The organism is Alteromonas sp. RKMC-009, from assembly GCF_003584565.2.
Lineage (GTDB): Bacteria > Pseudomonadota > Gammaproteobacteria > Enterobacterales > Alteromonadaceae > Alteromonas.
Genome location: NZ_CP031010.1, coordinates 2,230,133 through 2,249,289, shown reverse-complemented (window position 1 = coordinate 2,249,289; position 19,157 = coordinate 2,230,133). Strand labels below are relative to the sequence as shown.

The 19,157-nt window shown below is 46.9% G+C and carries 32 protein-coding genes; 30 read left to right on the top strand and 2 right to left on the bottom strand.

What is annotated here, in order from left to right:
* Positions 1-13 precede the first annotated feature (13 nt).
* Positions 14-1,621 (bottom strand): hypothetical protein, encoded by a 1,608-nt coding sequence (locus DS731_RS09985; RefSeq protein WP_119501179.1) that lies wholly within the window; start codon positions 1,619-1,621, stop codon positions 14-16.
* Positions 1,614-2,309 (bottom strand): hypothetical protein, encoded by a 696-nt coding sequence (locus tag DS731_RS09980; RefSeq protein ID WP_119501178.1) that lies wholly within the window; start codon positions 2,307-2,309, stop codon positions 1,614-1,616. The genes DS731_RS09985 and DS731_RS09980 overlap by 8 nt, the downstream gene beginning before the upstream one ends.
* A 238-nt stretch (positions 2,310-2,547) precedes the next feature.
* Here DS731_RS09980 and DS731_RS09975 point away from each other — a divergent pair, with 238 nt between their 5' ends.
* The 30 genes from DS731_RS09975 (at position 2,548) to DS731_RS09845 (ending at position 19,155) form a co-directional block, all read left to right on the top strand.
* Positions 2,548-2,835, top strand: coding sequence for a hypothetical protein (locus tag DS731_RS09975; protein WP_119501177.1), 288 nt, complete (start codon positions 2,548-2,550; stop codon positions 2,833-2,835).
* 972 nt (positions 2,836-3,807) lie between these two features.
* A complete protein-coding gene (locus DS731_RS09970; protein ID WP_119501176.1) occupies positions 3,808-4,098 on the top strand; it encodes a hypothetical protein in 291 nt (96 codons plus the stop codon).
* 206 nt (positions 4,099-4,304) lie between these two features.
* The gene (locus DS731_RS22355; RefSeq protein ID WP_269748669.1) at positions 4,305-4,433 is read left to right on the top strand and encodes a hypothetical protein; all 129 of its coding nucleotides are present in this window, start codon (positions 4,305-4,307) and stop codon (positions 4,431-4,433) included.
* Positions 4,434-4,534: 101 nt separating this feature from the next.
* A complete protein-coding gene (locus tag DS731_RS09965; RefSeq protein WP_119501175.1) occupies positions 4,535-5,446 on the top strand; it encodes a hypothetical protein in 912 nt (303 codons plus the stop codon).
* A complete protein-coding gene (locus tag DS731_RS09960) occupies positions 5,443-5,715 on the top strand; it encodes a hypothetical protein (protein WP_119501174.1) in 273 nt (90 codons plus the stop codon). Before DS731_RS09965 ends, DS731_RS09960 begins: the two co-directional genes overlap by 4 nt.
* A 259-nt stretch (positions 5,716-5,974) precedes the next feature.
* Entirely contained in the window at positions 5,975-7,168 is a 1,194-nt protein-coding gene (locus DS731_RS09955; protein WP_119501172.1) for a DNA-directed RNA polymerase, read from the top strand.
* Between the two features lie 145 nt (positions 7,169-7,313).
* Positions 7,314-7,517: a hypothetical protein gene (locus DS731_RS09950; protein ID WP_119501171.1), complete on the top strand. Its 204-nt coding sequence runs from the start codon at positions 7,314-7,316 to the stop codon at positions 7,515-7,517.
* Positions 7,518-7,564: 47 nt separating this feature from the next.
* The gene (locus tag DS731_RS21955; protein WP_161599141.1) at positions 7,565-7,717 is read left to right on the top strand and encodes a hypothetical protein; all 153 of its coding nucleotides are present in this window, start codon (positions 7,565-7,567) and stop codon (positions 7,715-7,717) included.
* Positions 7,714-8,151, top strand: a complete 438-nt coding sequence (dut, locus tag DS731_RS09945; protein WP_119501170.1) for a dUTP diphosphatase — start codon at positions 7,714-7,716, stop codon at positions 8,149-8,151. The genes DS731_RS21955 and dut overlap by 4 nt, the downstream gene beginning before the upstream one ends.
* Before the next feature lie 254 nt (positions 8,152-8,405).
* A complete protein-coding gene (locus DS731_RS09940; protein WP_119501169.1) occupies positions 8,406-8,585 on the top strand; it encodes a hypothetical protein in 180 nt (59 codons plus the stop codon).
* Between the two features lie 287 nt (positions 8,586-8,872).
* Positions 8,873-9,283: a hypothetical protein gene (locus tag DS731_RS09935; protein WP_119501168.1), complete on the top strand. Its 411-nt coding sequence runs from the start codon at positions 8,873-8,875 to the stop codon at positions 9,281-9,283.
* Between the two features lie 6 nt (positions 9,284-9,289).
* A complete protein-coding gene (locus tag DS731_RS09930) occupies positions 9,290-9,580 on the top strand; it encodes a hypothetical protein (protein WP_119501167.1) in 291 nt (96 codons plus the stop codon).
* Between the two features lie 250 nt (positions 9,581-9,830).
* Entirely contained in the window at positions 9,831-10,304 is a 474-nt protein-coding gene (locus DS731_RS09925) for a hypothetical protein (protein ID WP_119501166.1), read from the top strand.
* Positions 10,305-10,354: 50 nt separating this feature from the next.
* Positions 10,355-10,852, top strand: a complete 498-nt coding sequence (locus DS731_RS09920) for a hypothetical protein (protein WP_119501165.1) — start codon at positions 10,355-10,357, stop codon at positions 10,850-10,852.
* Complete coding sequence (locus DS731_RS09915; protein ID WP_119501164.1) at positions 10,839-11,057, top strand: hypothetical protein; 219 nt, start codon at positions 10,839-10,841, stop codon at positions 11,055-11,057. Before DS731_RS09920 ends, DS731_RS09915 begins: the two co-directional genes overlap by 14 nt.
* Entirely contained in the window at positions 11,054-11,305 is a 252-nt protein-coding gene (locus DS731_RS09910; protein ID WP_119501163.1) for a hypothetical protein, read from the top strand. Before DS731_RS09915 ends, DS731_RS09910 begins: the two co-directional genes overlap by 4 nt.
* Entirely contained in the window at positions 11,302-11,763 is a 462-nt protein-coding gene (locus tag DS731_RS09905; protein ID WP_119501162.1) for a hypothetical protein, read from the top strand. Before DS731_RS09910 ends, DS731_RS09905 begins: the two co-directional genes overlap by 4 nt.
* Positions 11,756-12,232 carry a hypothetical protein gene (locus DS731_RS09900; protein WP_119501161.1) on the top strand — a complete coding sequence of 159 codons (477 nt, stop codon included), beginning with the start codon at positions 11,756-11,758 and terminating at the stop codon, positions 12,230-12,232. The genes DS731_RS09905 and DS731_RS09900 overlap by 8 nt, the downstream gene beginning before the upstream one ends.
* On the top strand, positions 12,219-12,485 hold the full coding sequence (locus DS731_RS09895) for a hypothetical protein (RefSeq protein WP_119501160.1): 267 nt from the start codon (positions 12,219-12,221) through the stop codon (positions 12,483-12,485). Before DS731_RS09900 ends, DS731_RS09895 begins: the two co-directional genes overlap by 14 nt.
* A 4-nt stretch (positions 12,486-12,489) precedes the next feature.
* A complete protein-coding gene (locus DS731_RS09890) occupies positions 12,490-12,861 on the top strand; it encodes a hypothetical protein (RefSeq protein ID WP_119501159.1) in 372 nt (123 codons plus the stop codon).
* Positions 12,858-13,100 carry a hypothetical protein gene (locus tag DS731_RS09885; RefSeq protein WP_119501158.1) on the top strand — a complete coding sequence of 81 codons (243 nt, stop codon included), beginning with the start codon at positions 12,858-12,860 and terminating at the stop codon, positions 13,098-13,100. Before DS731_RS09890 ends, DS731_RS09885 begins: the two co-directional genes overlap by 4 nt.
* Positions 13,100-13,288: a hypothetical protein gene (locus tag DS731_RS09880; RefSeq protein WP_119501157.1), complete on the top strand. Its 189-nt coding sequence runs from the start codon at positions 13,100-13,102 to the stop codon at positions 13,286-13,288. The genes DS731_RS09885 and DS731_RS09880 overlap by 1 nt, the downstream gene beginning before the upstream one ends.
* 152 nt (positions 13,289-13,440) lie before the next feature.
* Positions 13,441-13,581, top strand: a complete 141-nt coding sequence (locus tag DS731_RS21950; protein ID WP_161599140.1) for a FeoB-associated Cys-rich membrane protein — start codon at positions 13,441-13,443, stop codon at positions 13,579-13,581.
* Between the two features lie 2 nt (positions 13,582-13,583).
* Positions 13,584-13,922 carry a Gp49 family protein gene (locus DS731_RS09875; protein ID WP_119501156.1) on the top strand — a complete coding sequence of 113 codons (339 nt, stop codon included), beginning with the start codon at positions 13,584-13,586 and terminating at the stop codon, positions 13,920-13,922.
* Positions 13,861-14,274 (top strand): hypothetical protein, encoded by a 414-nt coding sequence (locus DS731_RS09870; RefSeq protein ID WP_161599139.1) that lies wholly within the window; start codon positions 13,861-13,863, stop codon positions 14,272-14,274. Before DS731_RS09875 ends, DS731_RS09870 begins: the two co-directional genes overlap by 62 nt.
* Positions 14,275-14,303: 29 nt before the next feature.
* The gene (locus DS731_RS09865) at positions 14,304-14,948 is read left to right on the top strand and encodes a deoxynucleotide monophosphate kinase family protein (RefSeq protein ID WP_119501154.1); all 645 of its coding nucleotides are present in this window, start codon (positions 14,304-14,306) and stop codon (positions 14,946-14,948) included.
* A 62-nt stretch (positions 14,949-15,010) separates the two neighbouring features.
* Positions 15,011-16,021, top strand: coding sequence for an AAA family ATPase (locus tag DS731_RS09860; RefSeq protein WP_119501153.1), 1,011 nt, complete (start codon positions 15,011-15,013; stop codon positions 16,019-16,021).
* Positions 16,022-16,029: 8 nt separating this feature from the next.
* Entirely contained in the window at positions 16,030-17,154 is a 1,125-nt protein-coding gene (locus tag DS731_RS09855; RefSeq protein WP_119501152.1) for a DUF2201 family putative metallopeptidase, read from the top strand.
* Between the two features lie 218 nt (positions 17,155-17,372).
* Positions 17,373-18,665: an ATP-dependent DNA helicase gene (locus tag DS731_RS09850; RefSeq protein WP_119501151.1), complete on the top strand. Its 1,293-nt coding sequence runs from the start codon at positions 17,373-17,375 to the stop codon at positions 18,663-18,665.
* Positions 18,643-19,155, top strand: a complete 513-nt coding sequence (locus tag DS731_RS09845) for a hypothetical protein (RefSeq protein WP_119501150.1) — start codon at positions 18,643-18,645, stop codon at positions 19,153-19,155. Before DS731_RS09850 ends, DS731_RS09845 begins: the two co-directional genes overlap by 23 nt.
* The last annotated feature ends 2 nt before the right edge of the window (positions 19,156-19,157 follow it).

Sequence of the window (19,157 nt, the reverse complement as noted above, 5' to 3'; positions counted from 1 at the left end):
TTTCCTTGGCGGGTTATACGATGTAAGAGGCCAACCGGTCATTGTCATCGTGTTCTGGTGCGTCATCCCAGATATCACGCTCAAAATCATGGCTGTAGTGAGTTTCTTGCGAGGGTTTCCATGCGTTCATTACCGGCAGCATGGATACGGTATCAATAAAGTCGTCATGTTTAGACTTGAAACCGCTTTTGGAAGCCAGTGTGAGTTCATCTAAGGCTTCGCGGAGTACCGGCGTATCACGGTCTTCAACCGGAAAGTACATTTTACCCATTTTGAACATCGGAAGCACGGTCTGAAACCGCTCAAACTTCTTCGTTACAGGTCGAATACCAGGTTTTCCGTTATTGTTCTCTGAAGCCAGGGTGAAAAGGTTGTTCCTGACCATCATTTGCTCTTGGATCCAAGTAACAAAACCGCCCTGCTGTCCGGATACTTCCACGCCCACCGACTGTGGCCGCCATTTCTGAGCCAATCTGAATAAATCATTGATGTTGGCGTCCATCAGCTGGCGCTTACAGATACCATCTACCCAGAACCAGTCACCATTGTAGTTATAGGCCCACACGGAAATGACAGAATAGTCGGCACTGGCCCGTTCTGAGGTCGCAAAGTCAGTGGTGATATAGAAGTTATACAGGTGCTGGTTGGCAATCAGGTGATTACGGCGGTACCAGCGTATATCGGTGTCCAGAATCAACCTGTCATCGTCACTCATGATCCTGAGCATCAGTTCCTGGTTGAACGTATCCACCTTACCCAGCTTCACAGCGTTCTCATACTGCTCAAGCACGTAGTCGTAGGTGAAACGGTCAGGCCATGAACCCTTAAACTCTTCACGGGTACAAGGGAAACGCTCACACACCGGAAATACGTTAACTTCCCATGCACCGGACTCAACGGCCTTGTACAAAGGATCTTTGGCATTAAACGGCGTACCGGACCAGATAATCATATTCTGGCTTGGGTGCAGTGCGAAGTTAACAGCCTTGTAGACAGTCGCTTCAACGTTCTCAATCACCGTGGGTGATTTAGCATCTTCATCCGAAAACAAGTCATCAAGCACCGCCAGCTGCGGCCGCTTACCCAGTTCCTTCGCACCCCGTACGCCGGTCTTGGCACCATACCCTTTAACGATAAACTTCTTACCGTCAATGTTCTGGAACTCCCACCGGATATCCGTGAAACGGATAGTCGGGATGAACTCACGAAGGAAATCACTGTTCTCCCAGCGGAACTCAAGGTTCTTACGCATGTTCTTCACACCGTTGTCGATGCTGTCAGAGACATACAAAGCCAGGTCCACTTTACCGAAGCCAGGAAGTTCACCATACACAGCGATATACAGGAACAGGTACTCACCCATCACTGTCGTCTTCGCAATACCACGGTGACACAGGTTAGTAATGCGTGTACCGCCACGGGTGACCGTATCTAACATACGGTAGTGAACCAGCGGGGTTAAGTTCTCCTCACCATCAGCACCGTTTACCAGTTTGATGAATGAGACAAATTCGAGGGCGAAATCAGAGGGGGTGTAGCGCGGGTCGATACCATAAATAACAGAGGACAGGTGTTCCTCTACGGACGGTGGCCCGTCCTCTTCAAGGGTCAGCTTATTCATCAGGCACCTCGCTGTACTCGGCCTGTATGATCTTGCTGTGCGCCACTTCCTGTGCAGAGGAATGCCCTGACTGGATTAACGTACGCTGCTGTGCAACCAGTTCCGCCGTATGGCGTTTAAGCTGCTCAAGCATACTGTCTTCCTTAACACCAACATCCAACTGTATCTTCTGGGTTTCAGGTTGTTTGAGTTGCGTGAGGATGCTGTTCGCAGCATCAGAGCGCACCTTCTCAGACTGAGCAGTCATCATTAACTCGGCCTGTACATTAAGGGCTTTCTGATATAAATCCTGGTTTAGAACCCAGGTGGGAACCAGTGTCTGCTCAAGGATTAAGTTAACCAGTTTGGATTTGTTATACGCAGTTACGTAACTGGCAATGTCCTTACTGGAAACACCTTGTGCATTAAACCGGTCAATCTTATCGGGGAACGTTAGCGTGTATGACTTAATGTTCGTATGGCCCATCAGTTTGTAACTGACATACATAACCGCATCAAGGTACTGCGTAACTTTAAACTTACCGTTCTGCAGAACATGAGAATAACTGACTAAGTTATCCCTGTACTGCTCATACATTTCAGGATCACTAATGGTCTGATTAATACCATCAATGAGTTCCTGATTAATAGACTTCTTAAAGTTAGCCGGCAATGCCGCCTTCACTTCATCGACTGATAGAATTGTCATGGCAGGAATACTTTGGAGGGATTGAGGGAGTGCAAATGTCTTGCGTGGTATCAGGTACTGAAGACCTGAAGGGAATCCCACTTTAACACAGTCGAAACTTTTTCAAAATTTTAAAAAATTAGTACGGGTACATTACTCCCTGTAATTCCTCGTAAACTCGGAACCACCCCCCCTACACTCAAATCCTGCAACAAGTTGCTACCGTGGGAATAAGCCCACAACTATAGAGGAATCTACCATGCAAGTTATCCTACAAACCCTGTTAGCACCATTCACCATCGTATTACGTATCCTGCGTAACTTGGACCAAGGTACTAAATCAGTGGATGGTTATACTCAGTCCTTCTACAAAGACTTGGACGCTCATACTGAGAACCGTAACAGTGAACGTGAAGTTCGCCGTAAGTTCAACAAGTATGAAACTGAACGCCGTATTGAAGCGTTGAACAAACGCATGTCACAACGTAAGGAACAGGAAATCTCTGACTATGAGGTTGATACTGTCCTACCTCAGTTAATGAACTAATCATCGGGAGCTTCGGCTCCCTTTAATTCTCCTACACTCACTACACTCTACACTCAGTGCTAAGACAGCTTTCTGTATTACTCTTTATTACGTCCTGTAAGCCTCTGTGACAGCATCAGTCTGTAACTAGGGTAATGCCTCATCTTCACTGAGATCTCCTTATAGGGATTGATAGGGTTAGGAATATGAGGTGATTAATGAATAACTCCCATAACCTGTATCCTATCTATCTCTATCCCTATTCCGATACATCACCGATACATTGGCAACAAGTTGCCTTAGTGGATGTACAATAGTGTGCATCTGTTAATAACCTAAGAGGAATGGTTATGAAAGATCAATCTGTTGAGATTGCATTGTGGCTTGAAGCTAACGTATTAAGTGGTAGTCACTTAGAGTTATTCAGTCGCATTACCATTTGTTATGTACATGAGGATGGGGTTGTCTCATTCGAGTTCACAGACAAACAGGGTGTCACTTACCACGGTGACATGAATACGTGTGATACATGGGAAGATGGTAGTAGATTTATGGTTAGTCCGCTAAGTCACTTCCGTCCACCATTAGTACCACCAAAACCTGAATGTCCTGTACTCATTCACTAATAAGACTCCTTCGGGAGTCTTTATTTTTTCTCAAATTGCACCTATGAAGTAATTAATACTTACTTAATTATTACTCTCTATTACTTAATATATAACGGGTATATGGCTACGCCATATACCCTTAATATTTATATATAAATACTCTCTGTATAGTTATATATAGATCTCTATAACTACACTTACATTACACAACAAGACACTACACTGGGCTTCGCTGGCGCTCAGCCTATGGATGTATTAAGCACCTGTCAAAACATTTCAATTTTTCCTCTCTTCAGGCCGAACTTTAGGGCAACAAGTTGCCAGTGTGGGATTCGGAGAATGGTCTCTTAATCCGACATTAATGCCAACTATGAGGAATAGACCTATGGCAACTTTAGCAAACCGTGCAAACCTTCGTTCAGCTTCTCCACTGCAATCACGTGCTCAGACTAATCGTTCTGATGCATTTCTGAATGTGGATGTGGTGTTGGCTGACGGTTCCACTTCACGCATTGGTGGCATTCCATTGTCACTGCGCCGTGAAATTCACGCATTGCTCATTGAAGCAAAAGATCAGTTAGGTGATGTTGAGTTCAAAATCAATCTGAACTTGGTTGAAGATAAGCAGGTTGGTCTGGGATTCAAGTCTAAAGACCAGCAGAAACAGACTGCTTAACATCATTAAATAGGCTACTTCGGTAGCCTTTTTGCTATCTGGAGTACCAATGAAATTTCAGCTTAAAGACTGGCACTTAACTGTGTTCTTCGGCTGTGCGTGTCTTATCGCCGGCCAATGGGTAATCACCCACATTTAATCAGTGACAAGTCACTGTTCTGGGCATGTTGCCTGTTATTCCAATACACAACTATGAGGAAAAGAGTATGTGTGAATTTGAAGAAATTAACCTGTTTGACGAAGAACTGGCCCTGTTTATCCATGAGTTAGAACAGGATTTAGATAAAGAGTCTATTGTGTCTCACTTCGAGTGTGGTGATTTCAACTTCGCTTAAACATCAGGGCTTCGGCCCTTTTGTTTTTGAGAGAGACAGAGAGATTTTTAGGCCACCGTTCGGTGGCTGTAATGGCTGCGCCAATAGAGGAATTGAGACAGATGAGTCAGATGAATACACGTATTGATTTAGTAGACCATCAGCGTTATGTCGAGAAGACATTCAGTAAGAAATCCATTGAGAAAGTGATTGTAAGGGATCTGACATCAGACCCAGACATCGCTCAGCTTATCTCAGACGCTGCTGACGCTGTTGATGAGTGGAGACAAGGTGATTACTTCCCTAAGAAGAATTATCGCCTCTCACAGCTTGCAGGGCTCGATTTTGATGATGTTGTATTGAGTATCTTAGTGCATACATGCCAGATAACTGAGCCAAAGCCTTTTACTGAGGTATTTGGTCAGGTTGCCGGTGTCCTGCGAATGGACGACAAAGTAGATGGTATTAAGACCGCGGCTGAAATCATGGCTGTGATTACAGAGTTCGGATTCTATGACCTGATACAGGAAGAAGAATACGGACAGTGGTACTTAGTAAATAACCTTCAGCTTGAAGAAACCACAGTGAATCACATCAACCGGACAAAGTATCTGCCACCTATGGTAGTGAGTCCTAATGAAGTGATGAGCAACTACGATAATGCTCTGCTTACAGAGAAGTCTTCAATGATCCTTGGCAAAGGCACATATCATGATGGTGATATATGTCTGGACTCATTGAATACCTTCAATCAGGTGCCTTTGTGCCTGAATCAAAGACTGTTAACGCAGTTGTCTGAAACACCTAAGAACCCTGAGAAGATGAGCCATGACACTAAGCGCCAGTGGAACACATTCGTTAAGGAATCCTATGGCATATACCGTGAGTTAATTCAACTGGGTAACCGGTTCTGGCTAACCCACAAATACGACAAAAGAGGTCGTACTTACTCGCAGGGTTATCACGTTAATACCCAAGGCAATAAGTTCCGCAAGGCCATTATTGAGTTCGCTGACAAAGAGGTAATCGAATGAGTAACCCTATCCTTAACCGTAACGAATCCCTTAAAGCAATCATGGAAGGCCATACGTTAGAGTGCCAAGTAAAGGAAGGTGAGAAATGGCACACCATGAGGGAATCAGGCGATGTGAATCCTATCTCACATCCACATTTGAGATGGCGCATTAAGAAGCCAGATTGGGTAATAGCCTACGAATCTTGGATTGAAAACGAGGCATACGATGTTGACCCAGAAGACGGTTTCAAAGCTGGTTACGAAGCCGGACTAAGGGCACAGAAATGAAGCTAACTCTTAAACGATATATTGACCTTGCCGCTGGTCGCACATACTTCAAGTCTCCCGAACGCAGGATCTACTGCCAAGATACAGACGGTACTTGGTACTTCTGTTCCAAAGACGGCGAGCCACAGGAAGAAATCACAGTAGAGATACTTAACTCTACTCCGCCTTACCTTGATGTGAACATCACATTTCATAACTAAATCCATTCCGCAGCCCTACGCTACCGCTGGGCTGCTCTGCATACTATTGAGGAATACCTATGCAAACTTTTACTGGAACTGAGTACGTTAAAATCGCCATCGCTAACGCTTATGGCATGGACAAAGACTTGTTTGAAGACCGCATTGAGTGGGTATCAAGTAAGTCTATGGAAGAACTCTATGCACTGGTGCCTGCTGCTGATGAGCCACCTATCATGTATGCCGGCATCTTGGCATTAGAAGACGCTGTGGCAAAGCGTCCAAGTGGCTTCATGGTTGGGCTGGATGCCTGCTCATCCGGCTTACAGTTAATGGGTGCAATGCATAACTGTGCTGTGACTGCGGAGAACACAGGCCTGATCAACCCTAGTGAACGGGCTGATATCTATACGCAGGTAACTGATGTCATGAATAAACTGCTGGTCAAAGAGGGTATCACCATTACCTTAGACCGTAAGTTGGTAAAGCCGGCGGTAATGACGCACTTCTACGGATCTAAAGAGAAGCCAAAGGAAATCTTTGGTGAAGATACCGTAGAACTGGAGTGTTTCTACGAAGCACTGGAACTTGTCGCACCGGGCGCATGTGAAGTTATGCAGCATCTGCTTAACGCATGGCAACCGTATGCACTGAGTCATGACTGGATATTACCGGACGGGTTCAATGCTCACTGCCCTGTTACAGAAGCCCTGCAATTCAGAGTTGAAGTAGCAGAACTGGGTAAGGCCACCTTTGACCACGTGTGCCACATGCCTCGCGGTACAGAGAAAGGTTTATCTGTGGCGGCCAATGTGATTCACAGCATTGACGGCATGGTGGTACGTGAGATGAACAGACGCTGTAACTATGATCCTGTGTTACTGGACATTGCACGTGAGAAGATTGAAGCCGCCTTTGCAGCTTCTGTACCCAAGCCTTCCGGTAAGTTCGTATCACTGCGCTGGGCTACTGCACTGGCAACCGGTGATATTGCGCTGGCTGATGTACTTACTGTACTGCCTGACCTGTATGCGTTGATTAACCGTACGCTGGAATACAAGCCCTTCCCTATCGTATGTGTGCACGATGAGTTCAAGTGTCACGCTAACCACATGAACCGGCTTCGCATGTACTACAGAGATATCTTTGCTGAGTTATCGGCATCAGACCTCTTGGAGGACATACTGAGTCAAATTCACGGTGTGAAATACAAGTTACCTAAACTTGGCAACATCACCAATCAAATCAAACAGTGTAACTACGCACTGTCCTGAACGAAGCCCCTTATGGGGCTTCTTTTTTTACCTCAGAGAAGAGAGATTTTAGTGCTACCGTTCGGTAGCTGCTGCGCGTGCAAGAAGTATCAGACCGATATTCTAAATTCCTGAAATGAGGGAAGAACCACTATGTAGAGCCTATATGTCACCTGAACAACAAACCTACCTTGAAAATCAGAAAATCAGTGTTTTTGCGAGTGCCGACTCATTGAATGAGTGCCGCGATATCGCCGCCGAAATACTGTCAGACAGTCCCAGAAGCCAGATTAAGCAGGCACTGGATATTTATCACAACACCCTTATCGACCAGCTCATGAAGGGACTCAGGAAACGACTGGATTCCTAGCGGCCACCGTTCGGTGGCTGCGGTGCTTTCCGATGACGGAGAACACAATGTATAACTTGCCTGAAGATGTAAGGCAGTACAGCAACGATCCTCGCAGTCCCATGTTCGACCCTATGGCTGAATGCCCGAACTGTCAGAATTACTTTGACACAGACGACTATGAGACCTGTCCGTACTGCCATTTGGATGAAGAAGAATGACTAAAGTATTGAAGCTGCATGCAGATGCAGTTATCCCTGCCATTGCCAATCCTGGTGATGCAGGACTCGATTTAACGGCCATTGAGCCAGTAGTAATCAAGCCTGGTTGTCAGGCGAATATCCGTACCGGCTTAGCCTTCGGCTTGCCTGAAGGGACGGTGGGCCTTATCTGGCCGCGCAGTAAACTGGCTGCCAAGTATGGTCTGGATGTCATGGCGGGTGTGGTCGATCAAGGCTACACCGGTGAAGTCATGGTCAATCTGATTAACCACTCCGACAGAACCATTGAACTGTTCAAAGGGGATAAGGTTGCTCAGATGCTTATCCAGCCGGTCTACTCCAGTATGTTCGACCTTGAAGTGGTAGACAGTCTGGAAGAAACACAACGCGGTACATCCGGTATCAACGATACCGAGATGCGTCTGCGTAACTGAGTGCGGTAATGGCAAGCAATCCGGCTTGCTCATCCGTGTAGGTGCTAAGGTGACGACCTAAGCCGCTGCCCAGCGAAACGGGAAGTCGTATTACAGGTGCATGGTGCACTATCGGGTTCGATCCCCGTTGTACACGCTATATGTTCGGTAGGTATCTACCTTACATGGTGTATATCGGCTGGTGCCGAGTTAAGAGGTAGAACTGTTGGTTCGAGTCCAACCGCCTGTAAGCGCAACACTTTAAGAGAGTAGTTGTGTTTAAACTCAAAATGAAAATCATCTGGCTTACCCTGCGGTCACTCCTCGGTGACCACGCGCACAGTCAGAGTTATTCATCCAATCCGTATAAACGGAAACAATCTATCGGCAAGACAGACAGTAAAGGTAACTACGAAGTGGTGACCTACGTGTGCGTTAAAGCCGAAGATAGATAACGTACTGCGGCATTGTTCGCCCTCTGTCTCAGTACCTTATGTGCCGGTGAGGTAACGAACTCACTGTAATAAACCGTCCTGTTGCCAAAGTGGAAAGCCACTTGCCCATAGCTGCTTCTGTGGGTTACGGCAGGCACAAACAGGCCAATTCACCATCATGGTGTTTTGGGGAATCTTAATCCCTGTCCTCATTCCTCGCCCAGCATTCATCAGACCGCCACTTTGGTTAGTGTTGTTCGGGCAGATTTAAGATTCCACCAAAGCACCATTTTATTTAAGGATTAACAATGACCGAACAAGAACGCGACAACATTGAATCTGGCTTCTGCCCAGGTGAATGCCCTGGCTATCTGACCGTTAACGTGGTTAACGGTGTTACCAGTTGTGACGAGTGCGGCCATGAACTGGAACTTGAAGACGGTATTTATCAGGTAACACGTAAGCCAGAAGTGCATGAGGTAAATGTGGAACCAAAACTGATAACCGTAATCCCCAAGCAACCGCTTAACGTAGATGGACTTGGACGCCCGTATACAGCCCACGATCTAGGTGAACGCCAGATAATGAGGCTGCACCGGAAAGACAACACAACTTTGACCGTTACCAATGTTAACTCGGTATACGGAACATGTGATTGTTGTACGTCCGGCGACTGTGACGAAGACTTCACTCACTTTGAGGTATTTGAGATTAAGTGAGGACTTATGGCAGACCCTTCCCTGTACCTCACTTGCCCTAAATGCAATAACTGGTACTCAGACAAAACAGTACCGCACAGTGAACTACGTGAAGCCTTAGATGGTTACATTGGTTCGCTGCACTTCTGTAATTGTCGTGATTTCCACGGCAACCGCTTCATACTGATTGATGCTCACGCACGGGGCTTACGAACCCCTGTGATGCAGGAACGGTATGAAGAACTTCAACAAGAACGTGATCAAGTCGTCAGACGATTACGTGACATTGACCGAGAGTTGGAAGAACTCGAAGAATAAACACAGCACAGATGGCAGGTATTTCTCGCTTTCACCTGTAGGCGCATCGTGGGTTCAATTCCCAGTGCTGTGACCCTTTTCTATCCCAGTGTGAGTGACGTATTTAGATGACTGCTGCCGGCCAACCATGGAACGGTCAGCAGTGGTGCTGAAATTATACGGTGCGGCACTTTGTACTCAATTCAGACTTAGCTACCTGAATAGGGGTTCGACTCCCTGCACTGGGACCACTTTTAATAGGTAGTAAAAAATGCCAAATATCTCTGTTGAGTTTACTCCCGAAGAGTTTAACAAGTATCAGGAAATGGTACGTACCAATACTACACTCTCTAATGCGAACCAGAAGCTGCGATACCAAGTGGCAGATCTGGAAAACAGCAGCGTAGTAACCATGCGCGTTATTGATCGGACCCTTCTACCTACTTTTAGACATAAAGACGCGATAATCAATGAAGGCTTAATTCAGGTTGATGTTGGTAATAAAGTACCGGAACACATCAGCAAAATGATCAACAAATTGATTAAGCACGGTACTAATGAGTGGAACGAAGAAGCAAAATTTCTGCTTCAAAAAGTTGAAACGAATATAGAGCTGACTAAGCAGTACAAAGATGCTAACCAACGTCTTGCCCGATACTTCCTGAAAGTCCGAAAGATGCCCTGGTATCGCCGCCTCTTTCATCGTTTCCCTTCACTGGAACAACTAAGTAAAGATTCAAATTAGTAACAACAACCCGCCACAGAGCGGGTTTTTCTTTTTGAGGAATAAAGAAAATGACGCAACAACAATACACGCTGGGCCAGGTGCTTCTGAACAAAATTGAAGAACTGACCCAGAAGGTGAATGCCCTTGAAGCTATCGTGAATAATCTGGCACCACTGGCACAGGAACTGGACTTACACATGCCTTACACACCTGACGGTGTGCAGGCATCAACGGTAAGTAATGAGACTAAGCCTATTGGTGAAGTCAGTAAAGAGAAAGCCAAGACCATTGCTACGCAGGTGCTGTATGAGCAGGTAGAAAACCTGATCGCCCGTAAGCCAGAAGTACTGACAGAAATGTTAGAAGCGTACCGCGTGGCTGATTACAGTACATCCGGTGCATCTGCGTTACTGGATATCTCCCCTGCCAAGATACGTAACTACTTCTTAGTAGCACGTAAAGCAGGCTGGCTTATCCGTTCCGGTACACACCGCGATTACCGCTATCGTGTGACGGACAAGTTCCGTGAACTGCAAGCAGAGGCTAAAGAAGATGCACTGGCTTAAAAAGCTGGCCGCAATACTGGCCTTACTTCTGATATCAGCAGATATGTTCTGCTGGTTCTTCTTCACCATTGTTAACGAGCAGCCTGAAATGGTTGAGAAGCTGTTCGTTGTAAACGCCATTGTTCTTGTGTTCGGGTACGGCTTTGTAGCTGCCCGTTCACTGACCTTATGGTCGTTAAATACCTTATTCGGAAAAGTACCATGAAAGCACTAACTCTTATGGCAATTAACTCTGTTATTGCTCATGCAGATGCAGTTGTAAGAACACTGAATGACTCTGACAACTTGCACGATCTGCAAATGTACATTGACTCTAAGGGTGACTGTGAAGTCACCCTAGGTGAAGCCAGTCAGTTAATGCACGCACTGGTTGTACAACATGCCCAGATTGAAGAGTTAATAAACCAGGCTCTCACGACACTTGACGCTATGCGTAAGGACTACTCATCATGAGCGAACAAACCGCACCGGCTACGCCATTACTGGATGCAATCATCCGTGTCATGGAAATCGTGGTAAGGGAGGATAAAGCCTTCCGTATGTACGACTTCTACGAAAAGCGTAACAAGGTCGCACCTGAAACCACGATACACACTTGCGGCACCGCTGCCTGTATCTGTGGGTATGCCGCTTTAGACATGGACGTCATAGGTCATGTCAAAGTAGTTGGTTTAGGGACTCCGCCAAGGAAGATATGGGCATGTGTCGAAAAGGAATTGGATAGTGTATGTGCCGCTGATTCTATGTTTGACGCCTACCCAGAAGACCGGATGGATTCGGCTAACCGGACTGGATGGTTACACCATTTACTGGATCACCCGCACCTTATCCGTGAAACCCCTACTGCTGCAGAAGCACTCGACTACCTGCAGAAAGTCAAAATCGCATTCAATGAGGTGAAGTATGCGTAACACCCCAATCCTTGATGCCATGATCTTGTGTATGCAGGACGTGCTCAAAAAAGAAGGCTCAGGACTTTACATGTCGGCCTTCTTCAAAAATATTGATGAAATCCCTTTCATTAACCGTGAAGACGGTATGGCGGTCAAAGACAGTACCACCGTTAATGAGTGTGGCTCTGCTGCCTGTGTACTGGGTTGGTGTATCTTAGACCCACGGGTACGCATGGTCTCTGGTACAAATGTACCACAAGATCTGTGGAAGGCATTAGAAGCAGAGATTGGTGAAGTTGCTGCTGACTCCATCGTTGCACCATTTGCTAACTTCCGCAAGAAACGCGCGAACTGGTTACCTGCCACTTCCCATTCAATGGCGCTACTTCAACACAACCACGTTAACAGCGAAAGCAGCATCAATGATGCGCTGGATTACCTTGTGGTAATGAAGGCTCATATTGGTGAAGCCAATGAGCGAGTCTAACTTAAAAGGTATTGAGGGTCTGCGTATCCTGACCGAAACCACTTTTGATAACTTCCCTGATGCCACAGTACAAGCATGGATTAGTGAAGCAGTTTGGCAGTATGACGCCAAGTGTCAGGAAGTTGCTGACTTCCGTAAACGAAACACCCATTTAAGGGTACGTATGAGTCGCGCTATTGAACGTATGAACGAAGCCGATGAAGACGACACAGATGCGTTATATGACGCTGTAACCATCCTAGAAGGAGAATAATAAAATGCCTGAATTGTTATTAGAAAAAGACGCAATCATCCGTCACCTGAAATCAGGAAACACGTATAAAGTACTTGATGTCGTAAACACCCCGTTTGACGGTGTAACCTGTCGCTATCCGTTGACCGCAGTTTACCAACACGTACATAACGGTCAGAAGTACGCACGTCCCTGTGCAGACATGATTGGTAAGTTTGAATCGGTGGATCCAAAGATTGTGGAACTGGAAAAGAAGGTTGGTGAGTTAACGGCAGCGAACCATGCGCTGCGTATCGCTGCAAGCGATGCAGCACTGAAACTGGCACGCACTGATGTCGCTAATAAAGCAGTATCTGAAGGTCTGGCCCGTGCAGTCCGTGAATCTGCAGTGGCGTGATCAACAACCTTGAAGGCATGAGCAAGCGGGAGCTGCTTGAGATAATCCAAATCCAACAGGAAACGGATATCGAACTATCCCGCTACATCAAAACACTGGAAGACCATAACGGTAAGATGAAACTGGCTCTGATGAAAGCATTAGACCGGTGGTGGCCTATCGTTCACGGTGCTGTGTTTGTGTCTGACACTACTAAAAACCTTCGCGTAGAAATACGCAACGCTATCGAGAATAAGTAATGAACCTGGTTGAAATGCTTATTCTGGCTCCTCTGGCCTGCCTGTGCATCGCTACGCTGTTCGGTTGGTACATTGTACTGTCCAGCAGAAGAAAAGCCTCCTCACGCCGCGCTGAGAGCCAGATTCCTGAAATGGAATACAAACCTATCCCGTACATCGGCCCTGCCTTGTCTGACACAGAATGTTAGAAGCAGGTCTGATCTTGATGTCACTTGGCTTAATCGCTCTGGCCGTAGTCCATGACTACAAACAATCCAGACGCAGAGACAAGCGGCAATACCAACGCCGAATTAGAAAAGATAAGCCAGCCTGACCGCTGGCTTTTTTATTGGAGAAATACATGACCACTACTGATTACATTTTACTGGGCGTTGTAGCCATACTTGTTGCTGCTTTGGTTAAGATCCGCAAGGACAAAAAAAGCAACGCTACTGTTGGCGGCAACAGCGACAAAAATACTGCACCTAAGTCTAAGGTCTGACTATGCCTGTACGTGAAGTAAAACCAAAGTCACCGACACGGTGCGAACAAATTGAAGCCATGATGTTAGACATGGGCTGTAAAGGTGAATACATCAGCAGCCGTGGCATCATTTCCCGTATTGAATCCGTTGATTACGAAACGATTGTACTGGCCGGCCAGCAGATGATGTTCTGTGGTATCCGGTTACGTGGTGGTTTCGTTGCAGTCAGTAAGCCAAGTCTGGCACTGGACCCTGAGAACTTCCGTGAAGAAATCGGTAAGAAGGTCTCGTTTGAAGATGCGTTCCAAAGCATCTACGAACTGGAAGCCTACCGCATGCTGGCAGCAAAAAGTGAATAACTTACTGCCTGTACCTGAAAAGGTGGAAGTTGGTCTGGTACTGATTCCTGTTGTCACCGGTCGCATCGGCAACGCCGTTGTGACCTGTGTAAAAGATAACGGTATTTTCCATGTCGTTACAGATTTCGGTACAGAAGTCGTACTGGTACGTGAAGAAATAGAGCAGTTCTTCGGTGTACCTGACTGGCATGCAGCGCGGGAATACTTCCGTGAATCGCTGGACGATCTGTTCCCCCAACCCATCGACCTGAAAGTGGATAAAGGCAAACAAGCCTTGCTTGACCGGTTCCGTACACAACGGGATCTGATTGATAAACAAATCCAAAAAATTGAACAACCAGAGCCAGCTTAATAGCTGGCTTTTTTGTGTGAGAGGAAAACATGAGAAAACCATTAATCATTGGTATGGCTGGCCGTAAAGGTTCAGGCAAAGACTTCGGTGCAGACATTCTGCAGAAGGTACTCATTGAGCAGTACAGCAAAACCGTAGACACCGCTGCATTCGCAGACCATATGAAACGTATGCTGGAAACTGGCTTAGACCTGGCACCTTTCCAATTGGAAGACCATGACGCTAAAGAAGCGGAAGATCCACGCTACGGCGTGTCTCCCCGCAAGATGATGCAGACGTTAGGCACAGAATGGGGCCGTAACCTCATCTGTGACGACTTATGGCTACGTTGTATGGATAACACCATCAGCAAATCAAAGGCCGATGTGATCATCATCACGGACGTTCGCTTCCCTAATGAAGCAGGTTTCATCCGTAGTCGTGGCGGTGAAATAGTCCATGTATTCAATTTACAGCAACCGGACAGCGTTGACCTGCATCAGTCAGAACAACCCCTGCCTATGCATGGCCGTGACTTCGTTGCGGTGAATGACATGACAGCAGAATACGAGGTACGTCTGCGTACCGTTCTCCACCAAATCGCAAACCCTGTGGACTGGAAAATCAGTCAACGGGTAGGTGTCAAACCAATGTCCGAAACACGCGCAGGAACGCTACTAGACACATCCGCATAACAACCGTTTAGTGCTGCCGTTCGGCAGCTGCGGTGATCATTTAATTTAAACCAAGGAATATTATGAGTGCAGTAAGCCCGAAAGTGGCTAAGCAGTTTATCGAAACAAGTATTCAGGCTGGGTTAGTCCCTATGTTGCACGGAAGCCCTGGCATCGGTAAATCTGATGTAGTTAAGCAGATTGCAGAAGAATACAACCTGCAACTGATTGATGTGCGTCTGAGCCAGTGTGACCCGACTGACCTGAATGGCTTCCCTAAAGTCACTGACGACATTGCTGAGTACGTACCACTGGATTTATTCCCGCTGGAGTACTGGACATTACCTAAAGGTAAAAGCGGCTGGCTTATCTTCTTAGATGAAATTAACCATGCTCCGCAGACAGTCCAACGTGCCGCTTACAAACTGTTGCTGGACCGTATGGTCGGTAAGTTCTCCTTACACCCTGATGTAGCACTGGTTGCCGCCGGTAACCTTGAAACAGACGGTGCACTGGTAAACCGCTTAGGTACTGCCATGCAGTCACGACTGGTACACATCGAAATGACAGTATCCGCGAATGACTGGATTGAGTGGGCACAGATGAACGGTATTGATTACCGTATCACGTCTTACCTGCAATCACGCCCTGACAGCCTGCATACGTTTGAGCCGGACCACTCGGATAAAACCTTCGCGTGTCCTCGTACATGGCACTTTGCCAGCAACATCCTGCAGAAAGTGAAGCTGGATTCAAAGAGCGTCATTCTGTTGGGTGGTGCAATCAGTGAAGGTGTGGCTCATGAGTTCCACCAGTTTACCCGTGTATACGACCAGCTGCCCGATCTGGTGTCTATCGTTAAAACGCCGGAAGACGCTGTTGTACCGAACGACCCGAGTAGCCTGTTCGCACTGTCAGGTTTAATCGCCAAACACACCGGCCCCGCTAACGCTACGGCCTTGCTGTCATTCGTTGACCGTATGCCTAAAGAGTTTCAGGTAATTACTATCCGTGAAATGGGCCGCCGGTACACAGAGATTTCAGCCAATGAAAAGTGGTTGGAAAAGGCTGACGAACTTTCATCTTACTTCTAAGGAAGGCTATGCAGACTGAAGAAGCAAACAAGTTGCTGGATACAGCAAAAATCCATCTGATATCCAGACCGGACAGCGTATTCATTACGACTATTCTGTTCAGTCTGCGCTTTCAGTGGGATACGTCCTCTACGCTGTTCAGTACAGACGGGAAGTACCTCTGGATAAATCCGGAAGCCTTCATCCGTCTGACACCGGACCAGCGCATTACGTTACTGGCTAAAGCGGCATATCACACTGCACTTCAGCACGTGAGCCGTATGAAAGGTAAGCGTAAGAAGCACTGGTATGTGTCATGTGACTACGCGACTAACGATATCCTTAAAGGCACTGGCTTTGTGTTACTGGATGATGCTATCCATGAGCCGGTATACGCCGACCAGACCAGCGAAGATATCTACACCATCGTAGATATGGTGGATGAGCGTGATCTGCCCTTTGTCCATCAGTCCATCCGTGAATGTGAAGACATGGACGCTGAAGACATGGCGATGTGGGTGGAGGAGCGCGTACAGTCTGCGTTCATGAAAGCCAAGCTGATGAATCAGGGTTCCTCTATCCCTGGTTGTGTCACTACATTTCTGAATAACCTCAGAACTCCTAAGCTGCCCTGGAATCGTATTCTGGATAACGTACTGACTGAGTTAGCCGCTGATGATTACTCTTATCAGAAGCCGAATAAGCGGTATCTGGATCAGAACTTCATCATGCCTGGTTTGTACTCTGAACGGCTGGGCTCTTTGCGTATTTACGTGGATATCTCCGGCTCAATCACACAGGTTGAGTTTGACCAGTTTATCTCTGAGATATTCCATATCGTTAAGAAGCTGCAACCCAGTGTTACAGAGGTTATTTCCTTTGATACCCGTCTGACTGATAAGCACACAGTTAACGAACTGCGTGATGTTGTTGAGTTGGTATTCCACGGTGGCGGCGGTACGCGCATTGGTCCCGTACTGGACGACATCAAAGAGGAAAAGCCGGAAGTTTCGATTATCTTCACTGACGGATGTTTCGATATAAGGGAACGTCCTATTCCCCGTGAAGGCCAGATCTTCTGGATAATCCACGACAACCTGCACTTTAAGGCCGATACCGGCAAAGTCATTCACTACGAGTTGCTTGAACGATGAAAGACCCTCACAAGAGGGTGGCGCATCTGCACAAACTACTGAAACGCGCCCAAGTCCTGCGAAAGCAGGACCGGCGCACAATCAACATTCTCACGCACATAGTCGGTTTTTTAATGACCGTCATTGCCGTGTACGTGATGAACCAGTTTTAGGTTTCCCCAGTGGGGGAGTCCCATTGCATTCCGCTCCCCTACTTTTTTTACCCCCATGGAGAAGCCATGAATATCACATTAAATGAAGACCAGAAGAAGGCAAAGAATGCCTTTATCGCCTTCCTGTTAAATCCTGAACAACAAGAGTTTGTCATTGAAGGGTTCGCCGGCACAGGCAAGACAACCCTGATCAAGTATATGATTGGTGCGTTGGATGCCTTACGTAAAAGTACTGAACTACTGGGCCAGAAGATCCCTGAGTTTGAGGAAATCGCGGTAACAGCTACCACACGCAAAGCGGCCACCGTACTTGCTGACAGCATGAACACTGACCCGCTGACTATCCACAGCTATCTGGGACTGGTTTTGAAGAATAACTACAGAACCGGAGAGCAGGAACTGACCCTGGGGCGTGGTGCAGCACCTAAAGAGAACTCTTTGATCATCATTGATGAAGCCAGCTTCATTGATAACGAATTGAAAGAGTACATCCAAGACCTGACTTACGGCTGTAAAGTCGTATACATGGGTGACCCGTGCCAGCTAATCAGCGTGAACACCGATATAAGCCCTATCTTCGGACAAGGTATACCAACGGCCAAGTTACGTCAGATCATGCGGCACGATGGCCCTATCAGTGATATTTCGGCACTTTACCGTAACACGGTAGAAACCAAAATCTTCAAACCGTTCGTTTGTGACGGTACAGCAGTAAGACACGTCAATGGCCCGACATTTCAGTCTGAGATTGATGCTGCCTTTACGTCTGCACAGTACAAGGCAGATAACAGCTGCAAGGTACTGGCATGGCGTAATGACCGTGTATCTGAGTACAACGAGTACATTGCTGATGAACGGGGCATTCATGAGCCGTATCCTGCAGGTGAATACCTGATCACGAACAAACCCATTATCTCAGCCAAACAGGAAGTGATGTACAGCACAGATAAGCCGGTGCTTATCGAACGCTCTACACCGTCTGTACTTGCCGATGTCGAAGGCTATGACGTAACACTGAGTTGCGGTTTCACCATGTTCTGTCCTACAGAACGGTGGAAAGTGAAGCAGCTGCTTCGCCGTATGGCGAAAGAGAAAGAGTGGAAATCATACTTTGAAATTAAAGATTTCTGGGGCGATCTCCGTCCGGCCTACGCATCTACCGTGCACAAATCACAAGGCTCAACCTACGAAAAAGTATTCATCGACTTAACCGATCTGGGTTACTGCCAGAATCCGGATGATGTCGCACGTTTACTTTATGTCGCTGTTTCCCGTGCTTCTAAAGAAGTCGTGATGTGTGGGGAACTTCCTCAACGCTACCTGACAGGTGACTTCAATGAGTACCCCGAATCGGCCTGACTATAATCGTGACTTCAAAGTAGGGTTATTGCAGCTACTGCGAAACCACCTTACCGAAACATTCTACAAATCCAGGCAAAACACGATTAACCGTATTGCCGTACGGCATAACGAACTGACGCAAACAAAGCCTGGTTTCCGGCACAACAAAACCCCTTACTTCCATGAAAGCCTGACGGCCTTACCGTTTCAACTGAAGCGGCTGCATGAGTCGTTAAGGGATGAGTTTGATATGCACCTTGAAGACTGGACAAGGCTCTGGTCTTACGTAGGTGAAGCCGAGGTAGCACTGATTCAGGTGCTGTCCTTCATGGGCAACATTAACGACCTGTACGAACTGTTACCTCACTCGCTGCATTCCCAGTTGCCGGGCAAAGACGGTACTTCCCCCTTCAGAAACAAAGAAGAACTGGAAGACTTTAAAAACACCCATGCCCAGCAGCTGAAGTCTATACGGCTGGTTCTGGCCATGAAAACAATGCGAGTGTAGTA

Excerpts from the sequence above, each read along its gene's own strand:
- DS731_RS09955 (WP_119501172.1), top strand. The coding sequence starts at position 5,975 with ATGCAAACTTTTACTGGAACTGAGTACGTTAAAATCGCCATCGCTAAC.
- DS731_RS09915 (WP_119501164.1), top strand. The coding sequence starts at position 10,839 with ATGCACTGGCTTAAAAAGCTGGCCGCAATACTGGCCTTACTTCTGATA.
- DS731_RS09870 (WP_161599139.1), top strand. The coding sequence starts at position 13,861 with ATGCGTTCCAAAGCATCTACGAACTGGAAGCCTACCGCATGCTGGCAG.
- DS731_RS09880 (WP_119501157.1), top strand. The coding sequence starts at position 13,100 with ATGAACCTGGTTGAAATGCTTATTCTGGCTCCTCTGGCCTGCCTGTGC.
- DS731_RS09935 (WP_119501168.1), top strand. The coding sequence starts at position 8,873 with ATGACCGAACAAGAACGCGACAACATTGAATCTGGCTTCTGCCCAGGT.
- DS731_RS09865 (WP_119501154.1), top strand. The coding sequence starts at position 14,304 with ATGAGAAAACCATTAATCATTGGTATGGCTGGCCGTAAAGGTTCAGGC.
- DS731_RS09970 (WP_119501176.1), top strand. The coding sequence starts at position 3,808 with ATGGCAACTTTAGCAAACCGTGCAAACCTTCGTTCAGCTTCTCCACTG.
- DS731_RS09930 (WP_119501167.1), top strand. The coding sequence starts at position 9,290 with ATGGCAGACCCTTCCCTGTACCTCACTTGCCCTAAATGCAATAACTGG.
- DS731_RS09890 (WP_119501159.1), top strand. The coding sequence starts at position 12,490 with ATGCCTGAATTGTTATTAGAAAAAGACGCAATCATCCGTCACCTGAAA.
- DS731_RS09855 (WP_119501152.1), top strand. The coding sequence starts at position 16,030 with ATGCAGACTGAAGAAGCAAACAAGTTGCTGGATACAGCAAAAATCCAT.
- DS731_RS09925 (WP_119501166.1), top strand. The coding sequence starts at position 9,831 with ATGCCAAATATCTCTGTTGAGTTTACTCCCGAAGAGTTTAACAAGTAT.
- DS731_RS09910 (WP_119501163.1), top strand. The coding sequence starts at position 11,054 with ATGAAAGCACTAACTCTTATGGCAATTAACTCTGTTATTGCTCATGCA.
- DS731_RS09895 (WP_119501160.1), top strand. The coding sequence starts at position 12,219 with ATGAGCGAGTCTAACTTAAAAGGTATTGAGGGTCTGCGTATCCTGACC.
- DS731_RS09860 (WP_119501153.1), top strand. The coding sequence starts at position 15,011 with ATGAGTGCAGTAAGCCCGAAAGTGGCTAAGCAGTTTATCGAAACAAGT.
- DS731_RS09875 (WP_119501156.1), top strand. The coding sequence starts at position 13,584 with ATGCCTGTACGTGAAGTAAAACCAAAGTCACCGACACGGTGCGAACAA.
- DS731_RS09985 (WP_119501179.1), bottom strand. The coding sequence starts at position 1,621 with ATGAATAAGCTGACCCTTGAAGAGGACGGGCCACCGTCCGTAGAGGAA.
- dut (WP_119501170.1), top strand. The coding sequence starts at position 7,714 with ATGACTAAAGTATTGAAGCTGCATGCAGATGCAGTTATCCCTGCCATT.
- DS731_RS09965 (WP_119501175.1), top strand. The coding sequence starts at position 4,535 with ATGAGTCAGATGAATACACGTATTGATTTAGTAGACCATCAGCGTTAT.
- DS731_RS21950 (WP_161599140.1), top strand. The coding sequence starts at position 13,441 with ATGACCACTACTGATTACATTTTACTGGGCGTTGTAGCCATACTTGTT.
- DS731_RS09960 (WP_119501174.1), top strand. The coding sequence starts at position 5,443 with ATGAGTAACCCTATCCTTAACCGTAACGAATCCCTTAAAGCAATCATG.
- DS731_RS09950 (WP_119501171.1), top strand. The coding sequence starts at position 7,314 with ATGTCACCTGAACAACAAACCTACCTTGAAAATCAGAAAATCAGTGTT.
- DS731_RS09845 (WP_119501150.1), top strand. The coding sequence starts at position 18,643 with ATGAGTACCCCGAATCGGCCTGACTATAATCGTGACTTCAAAGTAGGG.
- DS731_RS09905 (WP_119501162.1), top strand. The coding sequence starts at position 11,302 with ATGAGCGAACAAACCGCACCGGCTACGCCATTACTGGATGCAATCATC.
- DS731_RS09980 (WP_119501178.1), bottom strand. The coding sequence starts at position 2,309 with ATGACAATTCTATCAGTCGATGAAGTGAAGGCGGCATTGCCGGCTAAC.
- DS731_RS09920 (WP_119501165.1), top strand. The coding sequence starts at position 10,355 with ATGACGCAACAACAATACACGCTGGGCCAGGTGCTTCTGAACAAAATT.
- DS731_RS09900 (WP_119501161.1), top strand. The coding sequence starts at position 11,756 with ATGCGTAACACCCCAATCCTTGATGCCATGATCTTGTGTATGCAGGAC.
- DS731_RS09850 (WP_119501151.1), top strand. The coding sequence starts at position 17,373 with ATGAATATCACATTAAATGAAGACCAGAAGAAGGCAAAGAATGCCTTT.
- DS731_RS09975 (WP_119501177.1), top strand. The coding sequence starts at position 2,548 with ATGCAAGTTATCCTACAAACCCTGTTAGCACCATTCACCATCGTATTA.
- DS731_RS22355 (WP_269748669.1), top strand. The coding sequence starts at position 4,305 with ATGTGTGAATTTGAAGAAATTAACCTGTTTGACGAAGAACTGGCCCTG.
- DS731_RS21955 (WP_161599141.1), top strand. The coding sequence starts at position 7,565 with ATGTATAACTTGCCTGAAGATGTAAGGCAGTACAGCAACGATCCTCGC.